14 protein-coding genes, 2 tRNA genes and 3 rRNA genes are annotated in these 20,679 nt (G+C 31.4%); 14 read left to right on the forward strand and 5 right to left on the reverse strand.

All coding sequences use genetic code 11. The features are described 5' to 3' along the window. The first annotated feature begins 276 nt into the window (after positions 1-276). The 3 genes from rpsL to fusA all read left to right on the forward strand — a co-directional run bounded on the left by rpsL (position 277) and on the right by fusA (position 3,286). On the forward strand, positions 277-660 hold the full coding sequence (rpsL, locus tag CAQ16704_RS02335) for a 30S ribosomal protein S12 (protein ID WP_012661187.1): 384 nt from the start codon (positions 277-279) through the stop codon (positions 658-660). A gap of 67 nt (positions 661-727) precedes the next feature. Next, entirely contained in the window at positions 728-1,198 is a 471-nt protein-coding gene (gene rpsG, locus CAQ16704_RS02340) for a 30S ribosomal protein S7 (protein ID WP_012661188.1), read from the forward strand. A 12-nt stretch (positions 1,199-1,210) separates the two neighbouring features. After that, the gene (fusA, locus tag CAQ16704_RS02345; RefSeq protein WP_039666716.1) at positions 1,211-3,286 is read left to right on the forward strand and encodes an elongation factor G; all 2,076 of its coding nucleotides are present in this window, start codon (positions 1,211-1,213) and stop codon (positions 3,284-3,286) included. Positions 3,287-3,319: 33 nt separating this feature from the next. On the opposite strand, the gene CAQ16704_RS02350 is transcribed toward fusA, so the two are convergent. The 4 genes from CAQ16704_RS02350 to putP all read right to left on the reverse strand — a co-directional run bounded on the left by CAQ16704_RS02350 (position 3,320) and on the right by putP (position 7,759). After that, entirely contained in the window at positions 3,320-3,808 is a 489-nt protein-coding gene (locus CAQ16704_RS02350) for a heme oxygenase, HugZ family (RefSeq protein WP_052244973.1), read from the reverse strand. Positions 3,809-3,858: 50 nt separating this feature from the next. Beyond that, positions 3,859-5,232: a hemolysin family protein gene (locus CAQ16704_RS02355; protein ID WP_039666717.1), complete on the reverse strand. Its 1,374-nt coding sequence runs from the start codon at positions 5,230-5,232 to the stop codon at positions 3,859-3,861. Positions 5,233-5,304: 72 nt separating this feature from the next. Further along, positions 5,305-6,279, reverse strand: coding sequence for a putative transporter (locus CAQ16704_RS02360; protein WP_039666718.1), 975 nt, complete (start codon positions 6,277-6,279; stop codon positions 5,305-5,307). 1 nt (position 6,280) lies between these two features. Further along, positions 6,281-7,759, reverse strand: coding sequence for a sodium/proline symporter PutP (gene putP, locus CAQ16704_RS02365; RefSeq protein ID WP_039666719.1), 1,479 nt, complete (start codon positions 7,757-7,759; stop codon positions 6,281-6,283). 259 nt (positions 7,760-8,018) lie between these two features. On the opposite strand from putP, the gene CAQ16704_RS02370 reads away from it, so the two are divergent. From CAQ16704_RS02370 to modB, 3 genes are read left to right on the forward strand one after another with little or no spacing between them, the layout of a single operon-like run. Beyond that, positions 8,019-9,785: a DUF262 domain-containing protein gene (locus CAQ16704_RS02370; protein WP_039666720.1), complete on the forward strand. Its 1,767-nt coding sequence runs from the start codon at positions 8,019-8,021 to the stop codon at positions 9,783-9,785. After that, the gene (locus CAQ16704_RS02375) at positions 9,782-10,987 is read left to right on the forward strand and encodes a saccharopine dehydrogenase family protein (protein ID WP_039666721.1); all 1,206 of its coding nucleotides are present in this window, start codon (positions 9,782-9,784) and stop codon (positions 10,985-10,987) included. Before CAQ16704_RS02370 ends, CAQ16704_RS02375 begins: the two co-directional genes overlap by 4 nt. 21 nt (positions 10,988-11,008) lie before the next feature. Continuing rightward, positions 11,009-11,680, forward strand: a complete 672-nt coding sequence (modB, locus tag CAQ16704_RS02380; protein WP_039666722.1) for a molybdate ABC transporter permease subunit — start codon at positions 11,009-11,011, stop codon at positions 11,678-11,680. A gap of 84 nt (positions 11,681-11,764) precedes the next feature. Here the strand turns inward: modB and CAQ16704_RS02385 are convergent, their stop codons facing one another. After that, on the reverse strand, positions 11,765-11,950 hold the full coding sequence (locus CAQ16704_RS02385; RefSeq protein WP_039667697.1) for a hypothetical protein: 186 nt from the start codon (positions 11,948-11,950) through the stop codon (positions 11,765-11,767). A 193-nt stretch (positions 11,951-12,143) separates the two neighbouring features. Here CAQ16704_RS02385 and CAQ16704_RS02390 point away from each other — a divergent pair, with 193 nt between their 5' ends. The 8 genes from CAQ16704_RS02390 to rrf all read left to right on the forward strand — a co-directional run bounded on the left by CAQ16704_RS02390 (position 12,144) and on the right by rrf (position 19,474). Continuing rightward, complete coding sequence (locus CAQ16704_RS02390) at positions 12,144-12,641, forward strand: hypothetical protein (protein WP_052244974.1); 498 nt, start codon at positions 12,144-12,146, stop codon at positions 12,639-12,641. Next, positions 12,638-12,949, forward strand: a complete 312-nt coding sequence (locus CAQ16704_RS02395) for a hypothetical protein (protein WP_039666723.1) — start codon at positions 12,638-12,640, stop codon at positions 12,947-12,949. The genes CAQ16704_RS02390 and CAQ16704_RS02395 overlap by 4 nt, the downstream gene beginning before the upstream one ends. Further along, a complete protein-coding gene (locus CAQ16704_RS02400) occupies positions 12,924-13,160 on the forward strand; it encodes a hypothetical protein (RefSeq protein WP_039666724.1) in 237 nt (78 codons plus the stop codon). The genes CAQ16704_RS02395 and CAQ16704_RS02400 overlap by 26 nt, the downstream gene beginning before the upstream one ends. Before the next feature lie 741 nt (positions 13,161-13,901). After that, positions 13,902-15,414: ribosomal RNA gene (locus tag CAQ16704_RS02405) — 16S ribosomal RNA — on the forward strand. Between the two features lie 95 nt (positions 15,415-15,509). Continuing rightward, positions 15,510-15,585: transfer RNA gene (locus CAQ16704_RS02410), tRNA-Ala, on the forward strand. A 7-nt stretch (positions 15,586-15,592) separates the two neighbouring features. Then, positions 15,593-15,669: transfer RNA gene (locus CAQ16704_RS02415), tRNA-Ile, on the forward strand. A gap of 485 nt (positions 15,670-16,154) precedes the next feature. Beyond that, positions 16,155-19,062, forward strand: a 23S ribosomal RNA gene (locus CAQ16704_RS02420). A gap of 295 nt (positions 19,063-19,357) precedes the next feature. Then, positions 19,358-19,474: ribosomal RNA gene (gene rrf / locus CAQ16704_RS02425) — 5S ribosomal RNA — on the forward strand. Together the 16S, 23S and 5S rRNA genes with 2 tRNA genes alongside form the textbook arrangement of a ribosomal RNA operon. Positions 19,475-20,679 lie beyond the last annotated feature (1,205 nt).

Below are 20,679 nucleotides of genomic sequence, written 5' to 3' on the forward strand. Positions count from 1 at the left end.
CACATTGTTATTTTTAACAAATGCAATAATTCTAATTAGCTATAATAACTTCAATTTTTAAATTTTTCAATTTTGATTATATTTATATAATATAAACTTCTTAATATATTTAATTTTAAATTCTTTAAAGTTAAAGTATCTTTTATTTTAATTAGATACCTTCAGTGACAAGTTGTGCTTAGCTTCTTAAATATATTCTTAAGTCAGTTTATAATTTTATAAGTAAAATTTAGATATTATGCAAAGTTTATTATTTTATTAATGAAAGGAATTACTGTGCCAACCATAAATCAATTGGTTAGAAAAGAGCGTAAAAAAGTTTTAGAAAAATCTAAATCACCAGCGCTTAAAAATTGCCCACAAAGAAGGGGAGTTTGTACTAGGGTTTATACAACAACCCCTAAAAAACCAAACTCAGCGTTAAGAAAAGTTGCCAAAGTAAGACTTACAAGTGGCTTTGAAGTTATTAGTTATATCGGTGGTGAGGGTCACAACCTACAAGAACACAGCATTGTTTTAGTGCGTGGTGGTAGGGTAAAAGACTTACCAGGTGTTAAGTATCACATTGTTCGTGGTGCCTTAGATACTGCAGGTGTTGCAAAAAGAACTGTTTCTCGTTCTAAATATGGTGCAAAACGCCCTAAAGCAGCAGCTAAGTAATAAAATTGCAGACAAATCCGTTAGATTTGATTTTGTTTGAGTAAAATTATAAATTTGAAGGAAAATTATGAGAAGAAGAAAAGCTCCGGTAAGAGAAGTCTTGCCAGATCCGATTTATGGAAACAAAGTAATCACAAAATTCATTAATTCTTTAATGTATGATGGTAAAAAAAGCACAGCTACTACTATTATGTATGGTGCTTTAGAAGCTATCGATAAAAAAGGTGGAGAGAAAAAAGGTATAGAAATTTTTAATGATGCTATTGAAAATATCAAGCCTTTATTAGAAGTTAAATCTCGTCGTGTTGGTGGTGCTACTTATCAAGTGCCAGTAGAAGTACGCCCAGCTAGACAACAAGCTTTAGCTATAAGATGGATTATTTCTTTTGCTAGAAAAAGAAGTGAAAGAACTATGATTGAAAAATTAGCAGCTGAATTATTAGATGCAGCTAATAGCAAAGGTGCTTCATTCAAGAAGAAAGAAGATACTTATAAAATGGCAGAAGCTAATAAAGCATTTGCTCATTATCGTTGGTAAGAGGAGTAAAATATGTCAAGAAGTACTCCTTTAAAAAAAGTTAGAAATATAGGTATTGCAGCTCATATTGATGCAGGTAAAACAACCACTAGTGAAAGAATTCTTTTCTTTACAGGTATGAGTCATAAAATTGGTGAAGTGCATGATGGTGCAGCTACAATGGACTGGATGGAGCAAGAAAAAGAAAGAGGTATTACTATTACTTCTGCTGCTACAACTTGTTTTTGGAAAAATCACCAAATTAACCTTATAGACACTCCAGGCCACGTTGATTTTACTATTGAAGTTGAAAGATCAATGCGTGTTTTAGATGGTGCAGTTTCTGTTTTTTGTTCTGTAGGTGGAGTTCAGCCACAATCTGAAACAGTTTGGAGACAAGCAAATAAATATGGTGTTCCAAGAATTGTTTTTGTTAACAAAATGGATAGAATTGGTGCAAATTTCTTTAATGTTGAAGAGCAAATCAAAAATCGTTTAAAAGGTAATCCTGTTCCACTTCAAATTCCAATTGGTGCTGAAGATAATTTCAAAGGTGTGATTGATCTTATCACAATGAAAGCTTTAGTTTGGGAAGATGAAAACAAACCAACTGATTATGTAGAAAAGGAAATTCCAGCTGAATTAATGGAAAAAGCTGAAGAATATCGCACTAAAATGATAGAAGCAGTATCTGAAACATCTGATGAATTGATGGAAAAATATCTAGGTGGGGAAGAACTTACTCAAGATGAAATCAGAGCAGGAATTAAAGCTGGGTGTTTAAGTCTTTCTATGGTTCCTATGCTTTGCGGAACTGCATTTAAAAACAAAGGTATACAACCTTTGCTTGATGCTGTTGTTGCATATTTACCAGCTCCTGATGAAGTGGCTAATATTAAAGGTGAATATGAAGATGGAACTGAAGTTTCTGTAAAATCAACTGATGATGGTGAATTTGCAGGGCTTGCATTTAAAATTATGACTGATCCATTTGTTGGACAACTTACTTTCGTTCGTGTGTATAGAGGAAGTTTAGAAAGTGGTTCTTATGCATATAATTCAACAAAAGATAAAAAAGAAAGAATCGGTCGTCTTTTGAAAATGCATTCTAATAAAAGAGAAGAAATTAAAACTTTATATGCTGGAGAAATTGGAGCTGTTGTTGGTCTTAAAGATACATTAACTGGTGATACTTTAGCAAGTGAAAAAGATAAAGTTATTTTGGAAAGAATGGATTTTCCAGATCCTGTTATTTCTGTTGCAGTTGAACCTAAAACAAAAGCTGATCAAGAGAAAATGTCTATAGCTTTAAATAAATTAGCTCAAGAAGATCCAAGCTTTAGAGTTTCAACTGATGAAGAAAGTGGACAAACCATCATTTCAGGTATGGGTGAGCTTCACTTAGAAATCATTGTTGATCGTATGCTTAGAGAATTTAAGGTAGAAGCAGAGGTAGGTCAGCCTCAAGTTGCTTATCGTGAAACTATTAGAAAAACTGTTGAGCAAGAATATAAATATGCTAAACAATCTGGTGGTCGTGGACAATACGGACATGTATTCTTAAGACTTGAACCGCTTGAACCAGGTAGTGGATATGAATTTGTAAATGATATCAAAGGTGGGGTAATTCCAAAAGAATATATTCCAGCGGTTGATAAAGGTGTTCAAGAAGCATTACAAAATGGTGTTTTAGCGGGATATCCTGTTGAAGATGTTAAAGTGACTGTTTATGATGGAAGTTACCACGAAGTGGATTCTTCTGAAATGGCATTTAAACTCGCAGCTTCTATGGGCTTTAAAGAAGGTGCTAGAAAGGCAGGTGCTGTAATACTTGAGCCTATGATGAAAGTTGAAGTTGAAACTCCAGAAGAGTATATGGGTGATGTGATAGGTGATTTAAATAAACGCCGTGGCCAAGTAAATTCAATGGATGAAAGAGGCGGCAATAAAATCATTACCGCGTTTTGTCCTTTGGCTGAAATGTTTGGTTACTCAACTGATCTTAGAAGTCAAACTCAAGGCCGTGCTACTTATTCTATGGAATTTGATCACTATGATGAAGTTCCAAAAAATGTTTCTGAAGAAATTATCAAAAAAAGAAATGGTTAATATATCAAGATGAGTGAGAACTCATCTTGAGCTTTATTTATGTCCTTTAGTATCAACTAGTTTAATTTCTTCTTTATTAATATCATAAGCTTTTCCAAAACCTTTAACATATCTTCCGTTTTTTAATACGAGTTTAAATAAATGGAAATCTTGCATATTTTTTATAGTTTTTATTATTTCTTCTTCTTGTGGATTTTGTTTTTTATAATATTCTAATATATAATCAAAATTTTCATTATTTCTTTCTATTTCTAAAGTTTTAACTTTAAATTTTAACCTTTTTCTAGCAAGTATAGAAAAAGTGTTTTGTTCATCTTCTATAAACATTATTTCTATATTTTCACTATTATATTTAACACCTTCAAAGTGTTCGGCTATTTCACTGATATAAATATAAAAACTATCTTTTATCTTTATAATAGGAGCATAAGAGCATATGACTTGTTTTTTTAAATTTATAGTTGATAGTATAATGCTTTTGCAGCTTTGTATAAAATCATTTATTTCATTATGTAATTGCATGTAATTTCCTCAATATTTTACAAAAGAAATAAGAAGTGAAGAAGAATTTTTTATTCTTCTTCTTCAGTAGTATTTTTACGAACTACTTTGACACGTTCTATGCTATTGCCATCCATTTTTTTTACCTCATAGTAGCAAAATTCATCTTCTATTCTATCTCCAACAACTGGTAAGCGTCCTAAAAGATTAAATACATATCCACCTATAGTAACTTGTTCTAATTCTTCATTATAAGATATATCTAGCAACTCTTCCACTTCACTAATTTCATATCTTCCTTGAAATTCATAGATATTTTCTGCAAGTTTTTTAAAATGTGGACTAGAATCATCATGTTCATCATTAATATCGCCGATAATTTCTTCCATAATATCTTCCATAGTTAAAAGACCAGCTGTTCCACCATATTCATCTACCACCAATGCTGTATGAACTTGCTCTTTATTCATCATAAAAAGAACCTTAGAGATACTAATGTTTTCTGGAACTAGTATCATTTTAATTAAAAAATCATCTAGATTTTTCTTATTTTTACTAAGTTCATTTTGCATAATATCTCTTATATGTACCATACCTAAAATAATATCTTTAGAACCATCTATATAAGGAAAGCGTGTGTGTTTATATTGACATACAACCTGCATATTTTCTTCATAACTTTTTTGTTTATTAAGACAAATCATATCTTTTCTAGGTGTCATAATTTCTTTTGCAACTGTATCTGAAAAATCAACAGCATTGCGTATGATTTCTGTTTCAAATTCATCTAATATTCCGCCCTTTTGGCTTTCACTTGCGATAAATTTAATTTCTTCTTCAGAATGACTTAACTCGTGTTCTTTTGCCGGTTTAATACCTATAACTTTTAAAGAAATTGCAGCTAAAAAATCAAATGTTTTAATAAATGGCAAGAAAAGCAACCAAAACAAATGTAATGGTCTTGCAACCCATAAAACAGCTTTATCTGCAATAGCTATAGCAACACTTTTTGGAACTAATTCACCTAAAACAACATGTAATAATGTAATAATTGCAAAAGCTATAATAAAAGCCATAGTATGAATTAGTGCAGGAGTTAATCCTAAATTAGCCAAAGGAATTTCTAATATTTTTGCAATAGCGGGTTCACCAATCCATCCAAGCGCCAAAGAACTTAATGTAATACCAAGTTGACAAGCACTTAAATAAGTATCAAGTTTTGAAGTAACTTCTAGAGCTTTTTTTGCATTGCGTTTTTTTTCTTTTATCATTTCTTCAAGTTTTGATCTACGTACCTTGACAATACTAAATTCAGAAAGAACAAAAAAACCATTTAAAAATACTAAGACTAATGCAATAAAAATCATAAAAGTAGAATAGCCTATATCTATAGAGGCAACAGTGGGTAAAGTTTGATTTAAGTCTAAAATTTGACTGGGGTCCAAAAAAACTCCTTTAATAAAAATTTCGCAAAATTATATCAAAAGTAAGCTATAAAAATTGCTTAAAAAATGTATTTATTTAATTTTTCTATAATCTATATTTTTTTCAAATTCATCTAAACGCTTATAAATACTACGCAATTGTGTAATAGTAGTCCAATTTGTAATAAAAATACTAAACGAAGATCTAACCTGATCAAAAGCATTTCCAACTTGTATGATAATACCAAGTTGTATAAGTCCTAAAAATAAGCTAGGAGCCATAATTAAAAAAGGAACTATAACCATAATTTGTTCAAATAAATAAAGCCATATGTTAAAATATCCATAGTGTAAAAATAATCTTTTATAATTAATTTTAAGTCCGGTAAATAAACTTAAAATACTTTCATCATTAGCATAGTTTTTTCTATCATCTTCTGCAAATACAAGTTCTTTTCTAAAGGCAGCTTCTGCTTTTTGATTATTATATTCAAGTCCAGGCAGTTTAATACCAACAAACCATGATATAACAAGACCCCCTAAAGAAACCAAAAAAGCTATCCATACCAAAGAACCTTTGATATCTTTTAAAATAGGCAAATTTACATGCTCACTAAGCATCCATAATATTGGTATAAAAGCAATTAAAGTCATTATAGCTTTTACAAAAGCTAGCCCTAAACTCTCTATAATTTTAGAAAAATTATAAATATCTTCTTGAATTCTTTGAGAGCTTCCCTCAATATTATCATCTTTTTTTTGCCAAAATTTAATATAATCAAAAGTCATAGCTTCTCGCCATTTAAAAGCATAAACACTACCAAAATATTGAGTTATAGTAGCTATTAAAACATAAGGCAATGCTAAATATAAAAATTGCTTTATAAAATAATAAAAATCATTTATGCTATGATTTTTAGCATCTTGTAATACATCATAAAATTGTTTATACCATTCATTAATTGCAACATTAATTGAAGTTTGGGCTAACAAAGAACCTAATAAAAAAAATAAACCCAAATAAGCCCATAAGATCCATTTTCTAGAATAAAAGAAAGATTTAAACATTTTAGACTTCTTTTAGCATTTTTTCATAGTGTTTTATTGTATGTTTTTTTGCTTTAAAAATTAGACTAAAAACTATAATAAAACAACTTGCAACTAAAAATCCAGGAATGATTTCATAAATTTTTATAAAATTTGAACCAAAATTTTTATAAAAAATTACAGTTAATGCTCCACTTATCATACCTGCTATAGCACCTTCTTTACTCATATTTTTATAAAATAATGAAAATAAAACAACACTTCCAAAACTTGCCCCAAATCCTGCCCAAGCATAGGAAACTATACTTAAAATTTGACTTTGAGTGTCAAGAGATAATAAAAAAGCTACTAGTGCTACCATTAATACAGCTAAACGAGATAGTAAAGTTATTTTATTATCATCTGTTTTTCTTTTTAGAATTTGTGTATAAAAATCTTGTGCTAAACTAGAAGCACATACTAACAATTGAGAACTTGCAGTACTCATAATAGCAGCTAGTATAGCAGATAATAAAATTCCAGCTACCCAAGGGTTAAAAAGCATTTGAGACATTACGATGAATATTCTTTCAGGATCATTTAAAGTAAGATTAAATTTAGCAACATAAGCAATACCTAAAAATCCTATCATAGCAGCACCAAATAAAGAAACTACCATCCAAGTTATACCTATAAAAGTCGCTGTAGGAATTTCTTTTACATTTTTTATCGAGATAAAACGAATTAAAATATGAGGTTGTCCAAAATATCCAAGTCCCCAAGCTAATGTTGAAATTACTACTATCCAACCTCCGCCATCTAAACCAAAAGCTTGAGGTTTTACATTATTTATAGTTGAAAAAGCTTCTCCAAATCCACCTAATTCAAAAATCATTACAAAAGGAATGATTATGAGTGAACTCATCATCAAAAGTCCTTGTATCATATCAGTCCAACACACTGCTTTATATCCACCTAAAAAGGTATATAAAACAATGACTAAAAATCCAATACTTAATGCAAGAGTATATGATAAATTAAATACACTTTCAAAAAGTTTTGCACCGCTTACTAATCCTGCACTAATATAAATAGTAAAGAATACTAAAATAACTATCGCACATATGCTTCTTAAAATGTGTTTATCATCATGAAAACGGCTTTCAAAAAAATCAGGAATTGTAATGCACTCTTTGGCTATTTGAGAAAAAATTTTAAGTCTTTTTGCTACAAAAGTCCAGTTTAAAAACATACCAAAACTTAAGCCTATAGCTATATAAATTTGTCCTAGACCTGCTGCATACAAAGCACCAGGAAAAGCCATCAAAAGCCAACTACTCATATCTGAAGCTCCTGCACTTAAAGCAGATACTACAGGTCCCATAGAAGCATTGCCTAAAAAATAATCTTTGCTATTTTGATTTTTTTTATAAAAATAAAATCCTATAAAAAGCATTAAAAACGCATAAGTGATAAAAGTCACAATAATAGGATAAGAAAGTTCTACACTTTGTAAATTCATAAGTGTCCTTAAAAAATTAAAAAATTATTATTTTACTTTTTTTATTTTAAAAAAACATTATAAAAATTTATTGATTGTTTAGCAATTAACAAGGTTAATATTTGAAATTTAATTGTAAATATTAAAAGTTTATTTTATATATTTTAGATAAAATATTTAACCTAACATTCGTTGGCTTTGCTTTTTGTAGTTTAAGTAAAATATTATTATAATTTAATGGTTGTTTTATTGTGATTTATAGCAGAAAAAGGTTTTTAAAATGAAAGAATTTGAAGTTGAAAGTAAATCTATTGTTGATATATTCAGTAGCAATAACATTTATAGGATACCAAATTATCAAAGGCCATATAAATGGGAAGATGAACAAGTTGAACAATTATTTGATGATATATATGAAGCATATAAAAATAGTAAACACGATGAAGGTGAAAATTATTTTTTAGGTTCTATTGTTGTTACAAAACAATCAAATGATAATTATGAATATGAAGTGATTGATGGACAGCAAAGAATCACTACGCTAATGATATTATTTTGTGTTTTAAGAGATTGTTTTAAAGATATTAATAAAGAATACAAAAATCCAGATGACATAAATATACAAAGAATTGAACAATGTATATATATAAACAATCATTTTCAAAGATTAAAATTTTCGCAAAATCCGCAATATAAAAACGAATTTGATTTGTTATTTTTAAGCAATGGAAATAACATAAAAACTTTTAAAAAACCTAGCAAAAAAGAAATAAAATCAGATGATCCCAAATTTAAATATAAAAATACAGCTGTGATAATTTATGAAAAATTAAGTTATCTATCAAATATAAGTAAAGATGAAATTAATAATTTTGTTAATTATCTATTTAATAAAGTATTGTTAATTAAAATTATTTGCAGTAATTTGAATACCGCAATTAAATTGTTTCAAACAATTAATGACAGAGGTCTTGATTTAACTCAATTAGACCTGATTAAAAGCATTTTAATAAATAAAATATATGAAGAAAATAAAGATGATTTACAATATGCAAAAAATGAAGAAAATTCATTTATTATGGTTTGGAAAGAAATTGAAACTATATTATCTAAAACAGGTAATTACCAAGAAATAAATATGGAAGACATGTTTACTTTATTTGGTTATTTCTTATTAGGTGGTAATCCTAAAAAATCATTGCATATAGAATTAGAAAATCAATTCAAAAGAAAAACGACTAAAGAAATTATTGATGAATTTAAAAATTTTTGTAATGAATATGTGAATGATTTATTTAATAATAATAACAAAATAGTAAATTCTTTTTGGTATTTGCCATGGAAAATACATCCTATGGCAGTTGTAATGACTTCGTTACATACTAAATATAGAGATCATTTAACATTATTGGTTTTGCTTAGAAAATTTTATTATTTATATTGGATTTCTGGCTACACTTTATCAAAAATAAAGCAAACATCTTTTCAACTGATAAATATGATAAAAGATAATAAAGATATATCAGAAATAAATGAAATTTTGATAAATAAACACAATAAAGATGATGTGGAAAGAAAAGTTATAGAAAATTTATTAAATAAGGATATATACAATCATAATAAATGGATTAAACCTCTGCTAATCCTTATAGAATATAATCAAGATGATAGTGAAGAAAGAGAATTTGTTGATTTAGAAGAAGCTCATATAGAACATATATTGCCAAAATCTTATGAAAAATTCTATTCTTATATAGATAAAGAAATTGCCGATAATAATCTAAATAGCTGTTGTAATTTAACACTATTGAAAAGTAAAAAGAATATAGAAGCTGGCAATAAGCCATTTGATAAAAAAATAGAAATTTACAAAGGTGAAGGAAAAGATAAAAAACAAAGCTCTTTTTTGATTACACAAATAATTGTAAATAATTATGAAAAAAGAGAAATAATGGAATGGAACGAAGATGCAATGAAAAATAGAAAAAAATGGTTTTGTAATGAAATAGAAAAATTATTTAATATAAAAATGAAGGAAAATAAATGAAAAATCTTTTAATAATAGGGGCTGGTGGGGTAAGTAGAGTAGCTACAGCAAAATGTGCTATGAATGCTGATGTATTTAGTAAAATAACTTTAGCAAGTAGAACAAAAAGCAAATGCGATGAAATAGCTAAATTTATAAAAGATCGTTTAGGAGTGCAAATTCAAACTGCACAAATTGATGCTGATGATACTGATGCGGTTGTTGAACTTATAAAACAAACAGGTGCTGAAATTTTATTAAATGTAGCTCTACCTTATCAAGATTTAAGCTTGATGGATGCTTGTATAAAAACCAAAATTCATTATGTAGATACTGCAAATTACGAACACCCTGATTTAGCAAAATTTGAATATAAAGAACAATGGGCTAAAAATGAAAAATTTAAAGAAGCTGGAATTTTAGGACTTTTAGGTAGTGGTTTTGATCCTGGTGTTACTAATGTATTTTGCGCTTATGCACAACAAAATTTATTTGATGAAATCCATTATATAGACATACTTGATTGCAATGCTGGAGATCATGGATATGCTTTTGCTACAAATTTTAATCCTGAAATAAATTTAAGAGAAGTATCAGCAAAAGGGCGTTATTGGGAAAATGGCAAATGGATAGAAACTGATCCTATGCAAATAAAAATGGAGTGGGATTATCCTGAAGTTGGTGTAAAAGATAGTTATTTGCTTTATCATGAAGAATTAGAAAGTTTAGTAAAAAACATAAAAGGTTTAAAAAGAATAAGATTTTTCATGACTTTTGGACAAAGTTATTTAATGCATATGAAATGTTTAGAAAATGTAGGAATGCTCGGTATTAAACCTATAATGCATAAAGGCGTAGAGATAATTCCTATTGAATTTTTAAAGACTTTATTGCCTGATCCTGCTAGTTTAGGCCCTAGAACAAAAGGATATACAAATATAGGTTGTGTTATAAGAGGCATTAAAGATGGTAAAGATAAACAAATTTATATTTATAATGTTTGCAATCATGAAGAATGTTTTAAAGAAACGGGGGCTCAAGCAGTAAGTTATACAACCGGAGTTCCAGCTATGATAGGAACAAAACTAATAGCTAAAGGTATTTGGAAAGGACAAGGCGTGTTTAATATGGAAGAATTTGATGCTAAGCCTTTTATGGATGAGTTAAATTCTCAAGGACTTCCTTGGAAAATCATAGAAATGGAGCCAAATTTAGGTAATTAAAAATTAGTTAAAGTTTAAAAAGTGCTAGAAAATTTAGAAAATATCGACTGGGAACCTTTTTTGGTTTCTATTAAATTATCTTTTATTACTTGTGTAATTTTATTTTTACTTTGCATTTTTCTTGCTTGGATTTTTGCTTTTAAAAATTTTAAATTTAAAAATTTTTTAGAAACACTTATAGCTTTACCTTTAGTTTTACCACCATCTGTCATAGGTTTTTATTTATTAATTTTATTTTCAAAATATTCCATAGTAGGAGAATTTTTAGAGAAAAATTTTAATATTTCTTTAGTTTTTACTTTTGAAGGATTGGTAATTGCTAGTTGTATTTATTCTTTGCCTTTCATGTTTAATCCTTTATATTCAGCTATGTTAGTTCTTCCAAAAAATATTATAGAAGCTAGTTATTCTTTGGGAAAAAGCACTTTGGAGACACTTTTTAAAGTTATTTTGTTAGGTATAAAGCCAGCTGTATTAAGTGCTTTGGTTATTACTTTTGCACATACTATGGGTGAATTTGGTATAGTATTAATGATAGGAGGTTCTTTGAGTGGTGAAACCAAAGTAGCTAGTATCGCAATTTATGAAAGTATGGAAAATTTAGATTTCACAACCGCACATATATATAGTTTGATTTTATTAATTTTTAGTTTTGTGGTTTTATTTTGTGTAAATTTTTTAAAAAAGAAATAACAAATGTTAGTTTTTGTTGTAAAAGAAGATAAAAATCAAATAATATTATCATTAAATACAAATTGTATAATAATTATAAATATTTTATTTAAATTTTTCTATTTCTTCTAAAATTTCATTTTCAATATTTAATAATTCCTCGTATGTTTTTTTATGACATTCTAAAAGACTATTATATTTAAAACCAAGCATTACTATGCGGTATAAATTTGGTTTATATTTTCTCCAATTATATAAAGTACTAACATCAATATCTAATTCATATGCCATATCTCGCTTTGTTTTCTTCAAGCTTATATCCTTAAATTACAAAAAATAAATTGTATAAAGTTTTTTCTTTATTAAAAACAATTGAAATATTCAATAAAAAATAAAAAAATAATTGAAATATTAAATATATATTAAGTTATGTTGTGAAATAATTCAAAATCAAATTAAAAAATTAAAATAAAAAAGGATTAAAATGACAGGTTTGGATTTATATTATTCAATAGAAAACAAACTTCCAAGAAAATATCATTGGTTCACAAATTGGTACATAAAATTTGAAAAACCTAAAATTTCTAATGAAGAATTAAAACTGAAGTTTGAAAAACTAAATAATACACAATTAAATGAAGTTGCGTTTAAATTATCAAATACAAAAATTTTAAATCCAACAAAGGTTTTTTGGCTTTATAATTTTATATTTGGTGCATTAGGCGTTGCTAGATTTGCTATAGGACATTTTAAAATTGGTTTGTTTAGGCTTATATTTACAATAATTGCCATAATTGTTTCATTTTTCTTGGAAATAAATCCTTATGATCCTTTAATAGGTTTATTGTATATATTCTTTTACTATGGAGGTCAAGGATTATGGGTAGCTGATTTGTTTATGGTTGGAGTAAGTCTTAGAAATCAAAATATAGAAAAAATTAATAACATTCTTGATGAAACTTTAGCAAAGGATAATGTGTGAATACTGAAAACATAAAGCCTTTTATAGAAAGTGAAAAATATCCTTTTGAGGTTATTTTTAAAGATGATTTGTTTGAAGTAGCTATTGGAGAAGCATCAACAAATAAAAATGAAATTTCAATAGGCATTAAAACATCAACCAAGAATTTTTCTTATAATAAAAATTCTTGTTATTTTATCTTTCCATCTCATTTTGGAATTGAATTTTTAAAAATTTTAATCGGTGAAAGTAGTGAGTATAATCATAGAATTTTAAATGCTATAGAACAAATAAGGAGTTTTAATGAAAATAATAAAAATATTAATTAGCATAATGTTTGTTTTTTTCTTTAGTGCTTGTTATGATACAACACCAAAATGTGATGATAAAGTAGCATTAGAGCTTTTAGAAGAATTAGCTAAGGAAGAATTTGAAAGTATCTATGTAGAAAGTTTAAATCTTACTGGAGTTGAAAATTTTGGTGCAAATGCAAATGAATTATTACAAAAATATAAAGAATATCTAAAAAATGTCAAATAGAATTTGCAAATTTTAGAACTCAAGAAGAAAATTCTAAATACAAATATAAACATTGTCAAGTAGATATTAAAGCAAATTTTCCAAATACATCTGATGAATTAAAATCACCTGCTAATTTAGTAAGAAATTTATTAGGACGAGAACTAAAAGATAAATATAAAACTATTGTTAATGGCAATGGTATGGAAGAGTTAAGTTTATATTATAGAGTACAGCTTAGCGATGATAATAAACATATTAATGTTGAATTATTAGATTATTGATTAATATTAATATATGTATATATTATAAGGATTAATAAAACCTATCAATCCTTATCAATCCTTATTTTGCTTTATCAATTATCAACCATAACTTTATATGCTACAATACTTACAATGAAATATATACTATTTTATTTATATTTATTTATATCTTAGTGAGAATACAAGAAATAAATCCAAAAATTTTCCTAATTTTATTAATAAAACTTTAAGCTTATATAGATATAATTTCATTTCCTTTTCTTAAAAAAAGGTAAGTAAAAATTAAGATATTTCAATCTCTAATTTTTAATTGTTCTTTAAATTATTAATATTGTTAATCAAATCTTATAGTCAATCTTTGAAATCTAAATAAGTGATCGATTGAGCCAGAGATTTACTTTATTTATGTAAATCTATCAATTAAATAATTAAAGATTATTTTTATTAATCTTTTAAATACTTTTTCTTTGAAGAAAAAGATTAAACTATCTATAATTTTATGGAGAGTTTGATCCTGGCTCAGAGTGAACGCTGGCGGCGTGCCTAATACATGCAAGTCGAACGATGAAGCAACTAGCTTGCTAGTTGTGGATTAGTGGCGCACGGGTGAGTAAGGTATAGTTAATCTGCCCTACACAAGAGGACAACAGTTGGAAACGACTGCTAATACTCTATACTCCTGCTTAACACAAGTTGAGTAGGGAAAGTTTTTCGGTGTAGGATGAGACTATATAGTATCAGCTAGTTGGTGAGGTAATGGCTCACCAAGGCTATGACGCTTAACTGGTCTGAGAGGATGATCAGTCACACTGGAACTGAGACACGGTCCAGACTCCTACGGGAGGCAGCAGTAGGGAATATTGCGCAATGGGGGAAACCCTGACGCAGCAACGCCGCGTGGAGGATGACACTTTTCGGAGCGTAAACTCCTTTTCTTAGGGAAGAATTCTGACGGTACCTAAGGAATAAGCACCGGCTAACTCCGTGCCAGCAGCCGCGGTAATACGGAGGGTGCAAGCGTTACTCGGAATCACTGGGCGTAAAGGGCGCGTAGGCGGATTATCAAGTCTCTTGTGAAATCTAATGGCTTAACCATTAAACTGCTTGGGAAACTGGTAATCTAGAGTGAGGGAGAGGCAGATGGAATTGGTGGTGTAGGGGTAAAATCCGTAGATATCACCAAGAATACCCATTGCGAAGGCGATCTGCTGGAACTTAACTGACGCTAAGGCGCGAAAGCGTGGGGAGCAAACAGGATTAGATACCCTGGTAGTCCACGCCCTAAACGATGTATGCTAGTTGTTGGGGTGCTAGTCATCTCAGTAATGCAGCTAACGCATTAAGCATACCGCCTGGGGAGTACGGTCGCAAGATTAAAACTCAAAGGAATAGACGGGGACCCGCACAAGCGGTGGAGCATGTGGTTTAATTCGAAGATACGCGAAGAACCTTACCTGGGCTTGATATCCTAAGAACCTTATAGAGATATGAGGGTGCTAGCTTGCTAGAACTTAGAGACAGGTGCTGCACGGCTGTCGTCAGCTCGTGTCGTGAGATGTTGGGTTAAGTCCCGCAACGAGCGCAACCCACGTATTTAGTTGCTAACGGTTCGGCCGAGCACTCTAAATAGACTGCCTTCGTAAGGAGGAGGAAGGTGTGGACGACGTCAAGTCATCATGGCCCTTATGCCCAGGGCGACACACGTGCTACAATGGCATATACAATGAGACGCAATACCGCGAGGTGGAGCAAATCTATAAAATATGTCCCAGTTCGGATTGTTCTCTGCAACTCGAGAGCATGAAGCCGGAATCGCTAGTAATCGTAGATCAGCCATGCTACGGTGAATACGTTCCCGGGTCTTGTACTCACCGCCCGTCACACCATGGGAGTTGATTTCACTCGAAGCCGGAATACTAAACTAGTTACCGTCCACAGTGGAATCAGCGACTGGGGTGAAGTCGTAACAAGGTAACCGTAGGAGAACCTGCGGTTGGATCACCTCCTTTCTAGAGTACAAACTGATAAGTCTCACAACTATCAGTTCATATATAAACTCAATCATCCTTGTTTAGATTTCAAAGATTGATGAAAAGCTAATTTTGGGGAATTAGCTCAGCTGGGAGAGCGCCTGCTTTGCACGCAGGAGGTCAGCGGTTCGATCCCGCTATTCTCCACCATTATTAAGGGCCTATAGCTCAGCTGGTTAGAGTGCACCCCTGATAAGGGTGAGGTCACAAGTTCAAGTCTTGTTAGGCCCACCATCAAAAAAGATTTGTTTATCAATTTAAATATTAATAAGTTTTAAAACTTAAAGCAAGTATATAAATATTTAAAAGTATTTATTATATTTTTAAAACTATTTAAACTCTTTATATATACTTGCTTTAGGTTTTAAGACCTAAGTTAAATAAATAATAAAATATATAAGCTTATAAAGATTTGCATTAGTCTTAAAGTGGGTTATATTGAATTAGTTATTTAATGTTATTTGAATTATCATTGTTAAGAGTCACAAGCAAGTTTTAATAAAAACAATTTTACAGGACTTGTTAAAGGATAAAACCTAACTATCTTTTCTTTAGCTTTTAGTTAAAGATAAGTTTTAAACTCACAACTTAGTTTAAATCTAAAATAAACTTTTGGTATTTTTATTAAGTGTTTAAATGCTTTCCGTCTTAAGATAGTAAAAGTCTTATCATAAAAACTTTAACAAGGAAGTGATGCGTTTTAGAATAAAAGGTAAAAAAGGTAAGCTACTAAGAGCGAATGGTGGATGCCTTGACTGGTAAAGGCGATGAAGGACGTACTAGACTGCGATAAGCTACGGGGAGCTGTCAAGAAGCTTTGATCCGTAGATTTCCGAATGGGGCAACCCAGTATATAGAGATATATACTACCATAATGGAGCGAACGTAGGGAATTGAAACATCTTAGTACCTACAGGAAAAGAAATCAATAGAGATTGCGTCAGTAGCGGCGAGCGAAAGCGTAAGAGGGCAAACCCAGTGCTTGCACTGGGGGTTGTAGGACTGCAATGTGCAATAGGTAAGGTTAGTAGAACACTCTGGAAAGTGTAGCCATAGAGGGTGATAGTCCCGTATACGAAAACCAAACCTTAGCTAGCAGTATCCTGAGTAGGGCGAAACACGTGGAATTTTGTCTGAAGCTGGGTCGACCACGATCCAACCCTAAATACTAATACCAGATCGATAGTGCACAAGTACCGTGAGGGAAAGGTGAAAAGAACTGAGGTGATCAGAGTGAAATAGAACCTGAAACCATTTGCTTACAATCATTCAGAGCACTATGTAGCAATACAGTGTGATGGACTGCCTTTTGCATAATGAGCCTGCGAGTTGTGGTGTCTGGCAAGGTTAAGCACACGCGAAGCCGTAGCGAAAGCGAGTCTGAATAGGGCGATTAAGTCAGATGCTGCAGACCCGAAACGAAGTGATCTATCCATGAGCAAGTTGAAGCTAGTGTAAGAACTAGTGGAGGACTGAACCCGCTAGCGTTGAAAAGCTATGGGATGACTTGTGGATAGGGGTGAAAGGCCAATCAAACTTCGTGATAGCTGGTTCTCTCCGAAATATATTTAGGTATAGCGTTGTGTCGTAACTAAAGGGGGTAGAGCACTGAATGGGCTAGGGCATACACCAATGTACCAAACCCTATCAAACTCCGAATACCTTTAGTGTAATCACAGCAGTCAGGCGGCGAGTGATAAAATCCGTCGTCAAGAGGGAAACAACCCAGACTACCAGCTAAGGTCCCTAAATCTTACTTAAGTGGAAAACGATGTGAAGTTACTTAAACAACCAGGAGGTTGGCTTAGAAGCAGCCATCCTTTAAAGAAAGCGTAATAGCTCACTGGTCTAGTGATTTTGCGCGGAAAATATAACGGGGCTAAAGTAAGTACCGAAGCTGTAGACTTAGTTTTACTAAGTGGTAGGAGAGCGTTCTATTTGCGTCGAAGGTATACCGGTAAGGAGTGCTGGAGCGAATAGAAGTGAGCATGCAGGCATGAGTAGCGATAATTAATGTGAGAATCATTAACGCCGTAAACCCAAGGTTTCCTACGCGATGCTCGTCATCGTAGGGTTAGTCGGGTCCTAAGCCAAGTCCGAAAGGGGTAGGCGATGGCAAATTGGTTAATATTCCAATACCAACATTAGTGTGCGATGGAAGGACGCTTAGGGCTAAGCAAGCTAGCGGATGGAAGTGCTAGTCTAAGGAAGTAGGAGCTTATATAGGCAAATCCGTATAAGAATACTCCGAGATCTGAAAGGCTCTTCAAAGTCTTCGGACAGCGAGGAGAATTGCTGATGCCGTCGAGCCAAGAAAAGTTTCTAAGTTTAGCTAATGTTGCCCGTACCGTAAACCGACACAGGTGGGTGGGATGAGTATTCTAAGGCGCGTGGAAGAACTCTCTTTAAGGAACTCTGCAAAATAGCACCGTATCTTCGGTATAAGGTGTGGTTCGCTTTGTATTAGGATTTACTCCGAAAGCAAAGAAACTTACAACAAAGAGTCCCTCCCGACTGTTTACCAAAAACACAGCACTCTGCTAACTCGTAAGAGGATGTATAGGGTGTGACGCCTGCCCGGTGCTCGAAGGTTAATTGATGGGGTTAGCATTAGCGAAGCTCTTGATCGAAGCCCGAGTAAACGGCGGCCGTAACTATAACGGTCCTAAGGTAGCGAAATTCCTTGTCGGTTAAATACCGACCTGCATGAATGGCGTAACGAGATGGGAGCTGTCTCAAAGAGGGATCCAGTGAAATTGTAGTGGAGGTGAAAATTCCTCCTACCCGCGGCAAGACGGAAAGACCCCGTGGACCTTTACTACAGCTTGACACTGCTATTTGGATAAGAATGTGCAGGATAGGTGGGAGGCTTTGAGTATATGACGCCAGTTGTATATGAGCCGTTGTTGAGATACCACTCTTTCTTATTTGGGTAGCTAACCAGCTTGAGTTATCCTCAAGTGGGACAATGTCTGGTGGGTAGTTTGACTGGGGCGGTCGCCTCCCAAATAATAACGGAGGCTTACAAAGGTTGGCTCAGAACGGTTGGAAATCGTTCGTAGAGTATAAAGGTATAAGCCAGCTTAACTGCAAGACATACAAGTCAAGCAGAGACGAAAGTCGGTCTTAGTGATCCGGTGGTTCTGTGTGGAAGGGCCATCGCTCAAAGGATAAAAGGTACCCCGGGGATAACAGGCTGATCTCCCCCAAGAGCTCACATCGACGGGGAGGTTTGGCACCTCGATGTCGGCTCATCGCATCCTGGGGCTGGAGCAGGTCCCAAGGGTATGGCTGTTCGCCATTTAAAGCGGTACGCGAGCTGGGTTCAGAACGTCGTGAGACAGTTCGGTCCCTATCTGCCGTGGGCGTAAGAAGATTGAAGAGATTTGACCCTAGTACGAGAGGACCGGGTTGAACAAACCACTGGTGTAGCTGTTGTTCTGCCAAGAGCATCGCAGCGTAGCTAAGTTTGGAACGGATAAACGCTGAAAGCATCTAAGCGTGAAGCCAACTCTAAGATGAATCTTCTCTAAGCTCTCTAGAAGACTACTAGTTTGATAGGCTGGGTGTGTAATGGATGAAAGTCCTTTAGCTGACCAGTACTAATAGAGCGTTTGGCTTATCTTTTTTATAAGCATCACTTCCTTGTTAAGGTTTTTATAAAGCTTTAAATGTTTTTTATAAAATATTTCAATAAATGATATTTAAGCTTGATAAAATCTTTACAAGTAAAGTTTATATTAGAATTTGCTCTTAACATTGTTTTTTAAGTATTCTAAAGTAAAACAATAAAGTATTTAGCTTAGATAAATAAAATATCTAAATACAAGACTAAGAGAAAACTAAAATAAAAATAGTTTTATTTGATTATTTTTTATTTTACTATGTTTTTATACTTTTAATGGAATATTTAAATAACAATGTCCGTGATTATACAGATGTGGAGACGCCTTGTCCCATCCCGAACCAAGAAGCTAAGCACATCGTGGGTGATGATACTACGCCTTACTGGCAGGGGGAAAGTAGCTCATTGCGGACTTGTTAATTCTTATTATTCTTACTACTACTTATATTCATTTTTTTGATTTAGTTTATTCTTGTTATTTATATTATTTATATTATTGATTGTATTAAGTTTTATTTAGATTGTTGAGCTAGATTAAATCTTATTAGCTAGGTTTATATTTTACTTTTTTATTTTTTAGTATGTATTGTTGATTGTATTATTCTAATAAGTTATTTGATGATTTGTTTGGGTTTATTAGTTTTTTAATATGTATAATTTAGAGGATTTAGTTGGATTATTATAGTTGTTTTTTTGTTGTTGGGTTATAGATTTAAATTTATTAGTTATATAGTGTAAGTTGTGTAATTGTTTGATTGAAATAAAACTGGTTTTAGTTTAAATTATTCAATGTTAGGTATATATGTTTTTAGTTGTTGTTTATAAATTAGTTTTTATGTTTAGTAACGTGTTGTTTTATGAATATTTACTAAGAATTATAAGATTTGATTGCTTTAATAATATAGGTATTCTTATAATTGTTTGAATTGTGAGTTGGTTTAATTGGTTGGTATTTTTTGTTTTTATGGTATTTATTGAATATTTTTTTGATATGGGATTTGGTTGTTAGTTAAAAGGAAGAGGAGATATTTTAGTTAGTTTTATGGTTGCTGCTTATGGGTTGTGGTTATTATTGTTGATATAGATTGGACTATTGATTTTATTATTATATTATTTGAGTTGACTTTAGTATGAAAAAAGTGAAAGTACGACCAGTATTGTTTGTATAATTAAAGTTATTTGGCAGTAAAGATATAATATAAAAGGAATAAATATTGCTGTCGAAATTTGTATTTTTATAAAAGAGGAATAATATGTTTCGTATTGAGCAAAATGGATTTTTTTAATCACTCATATGACGTTTTTTACTTTAAAACGAAAAAACGAAGATCAGTTATTCAAGATAAATCTAGTTTATACGATAGACCTTTAAAGAGTTATTTCAAGAAGCAAAAGATACTTCAGGGAATGCCTTAAAAGAATACAGAGAAGAAATGTATTGCAATAGAGAAATTGGTAAATACGAGAAGAAATTTGTAGAAAGCAGTGAAAATATAAAGAAAAGATAAAAGAGAAAATAGAAGAACAAATTAAAGATAATATACAAAATAGTGTGCAAAAATTTTCCCATATTAATATTCAATTGAGTCCTAAACAATTAATAACTCAAGTACAATTTG

Source organism: Campylobacter sp. RM16704, assembly GCF_000816245.1.
Taxonomy (GTDB): domain Bacteria; phylum Campylobacterota; class Campylobacteria; order Campylobacterales; family Campylobacteraceae; genus Campylobacter_D.

Excerpts from the sequence above, each read along its gene's own strand:
- CAQ16704_RS02385 (WP_039667697.1), bottom strand. The coding sequence starts at position 11,950 with ATGGCATATGAATTAGATATTGATGTTAGTACTTTATATAATTGGAGA.
- CAQ16704_RS02390 (WP_052244974.1), top strand. The coding sequence starts at position 12,144 with ATGACAGGTTTGGATTTATATTATTCAATAGAAAACAAACTTCCAAGA.
- putP (WP_039666719.1), bottom strand. The coding sequence starts at position 7,759 with ATGAATTTACAAAGTGTAGAACTTTCTTATCCTATTATTGTGACTTTT.
- CAQ16704_RS02400 (WP_039666724.1), top strand. The coding sequence starts at position 12,924 with ATGAAAATAATAAAAATATTAATTAGCATAATGTTTGTTTTTTTCTTT.
- CAQ16704_RS02350 (WP_052244973.1), bottom strand. The coding sequence starts at position 3,808 with ATGCAATTACATAATGAAATAAATGATTTTATACAAAGCTGCAAAAGC.
- fusA (WP_039666716.1), top strand. The coding sequence starts at position 1,211 with ATGTCAAGAAGTACTCCTTTAAAAAAAGTTAGAAATATAGGTATTGCA.
- CAQ16704_RS02370 (WP_039666720.1), top strand. The coding sequence starts at position 8,019 with ATGAAAGAATTTGAAGTTGAAAGTAAATCTATTGTTGATATATTCAGT.
- CAQ16704_RS02375 (WP_039666721.1), top strand. The coding sequence starts at position 9,782 with ATGAAAAATCTTTTAATAATAGGGGCTGGTGGGGTAAGTAGAGTAGCT.
- CAQ16704_RS02360 (WP_039666718.1), bottom strand. The coding sequence starts at position 6,279 with ATGTTTAAATCTTTCTTTTATTCTAGAAAATGGATCTTATGGGCTTAT.
- rpsG (WP_012661188.1), top strand. The coding sequence starts at position 728 with ATGAGAAGAAGAAAAGCTCCGGTAAGAGAAGTCTTGCCAGATCCGATT.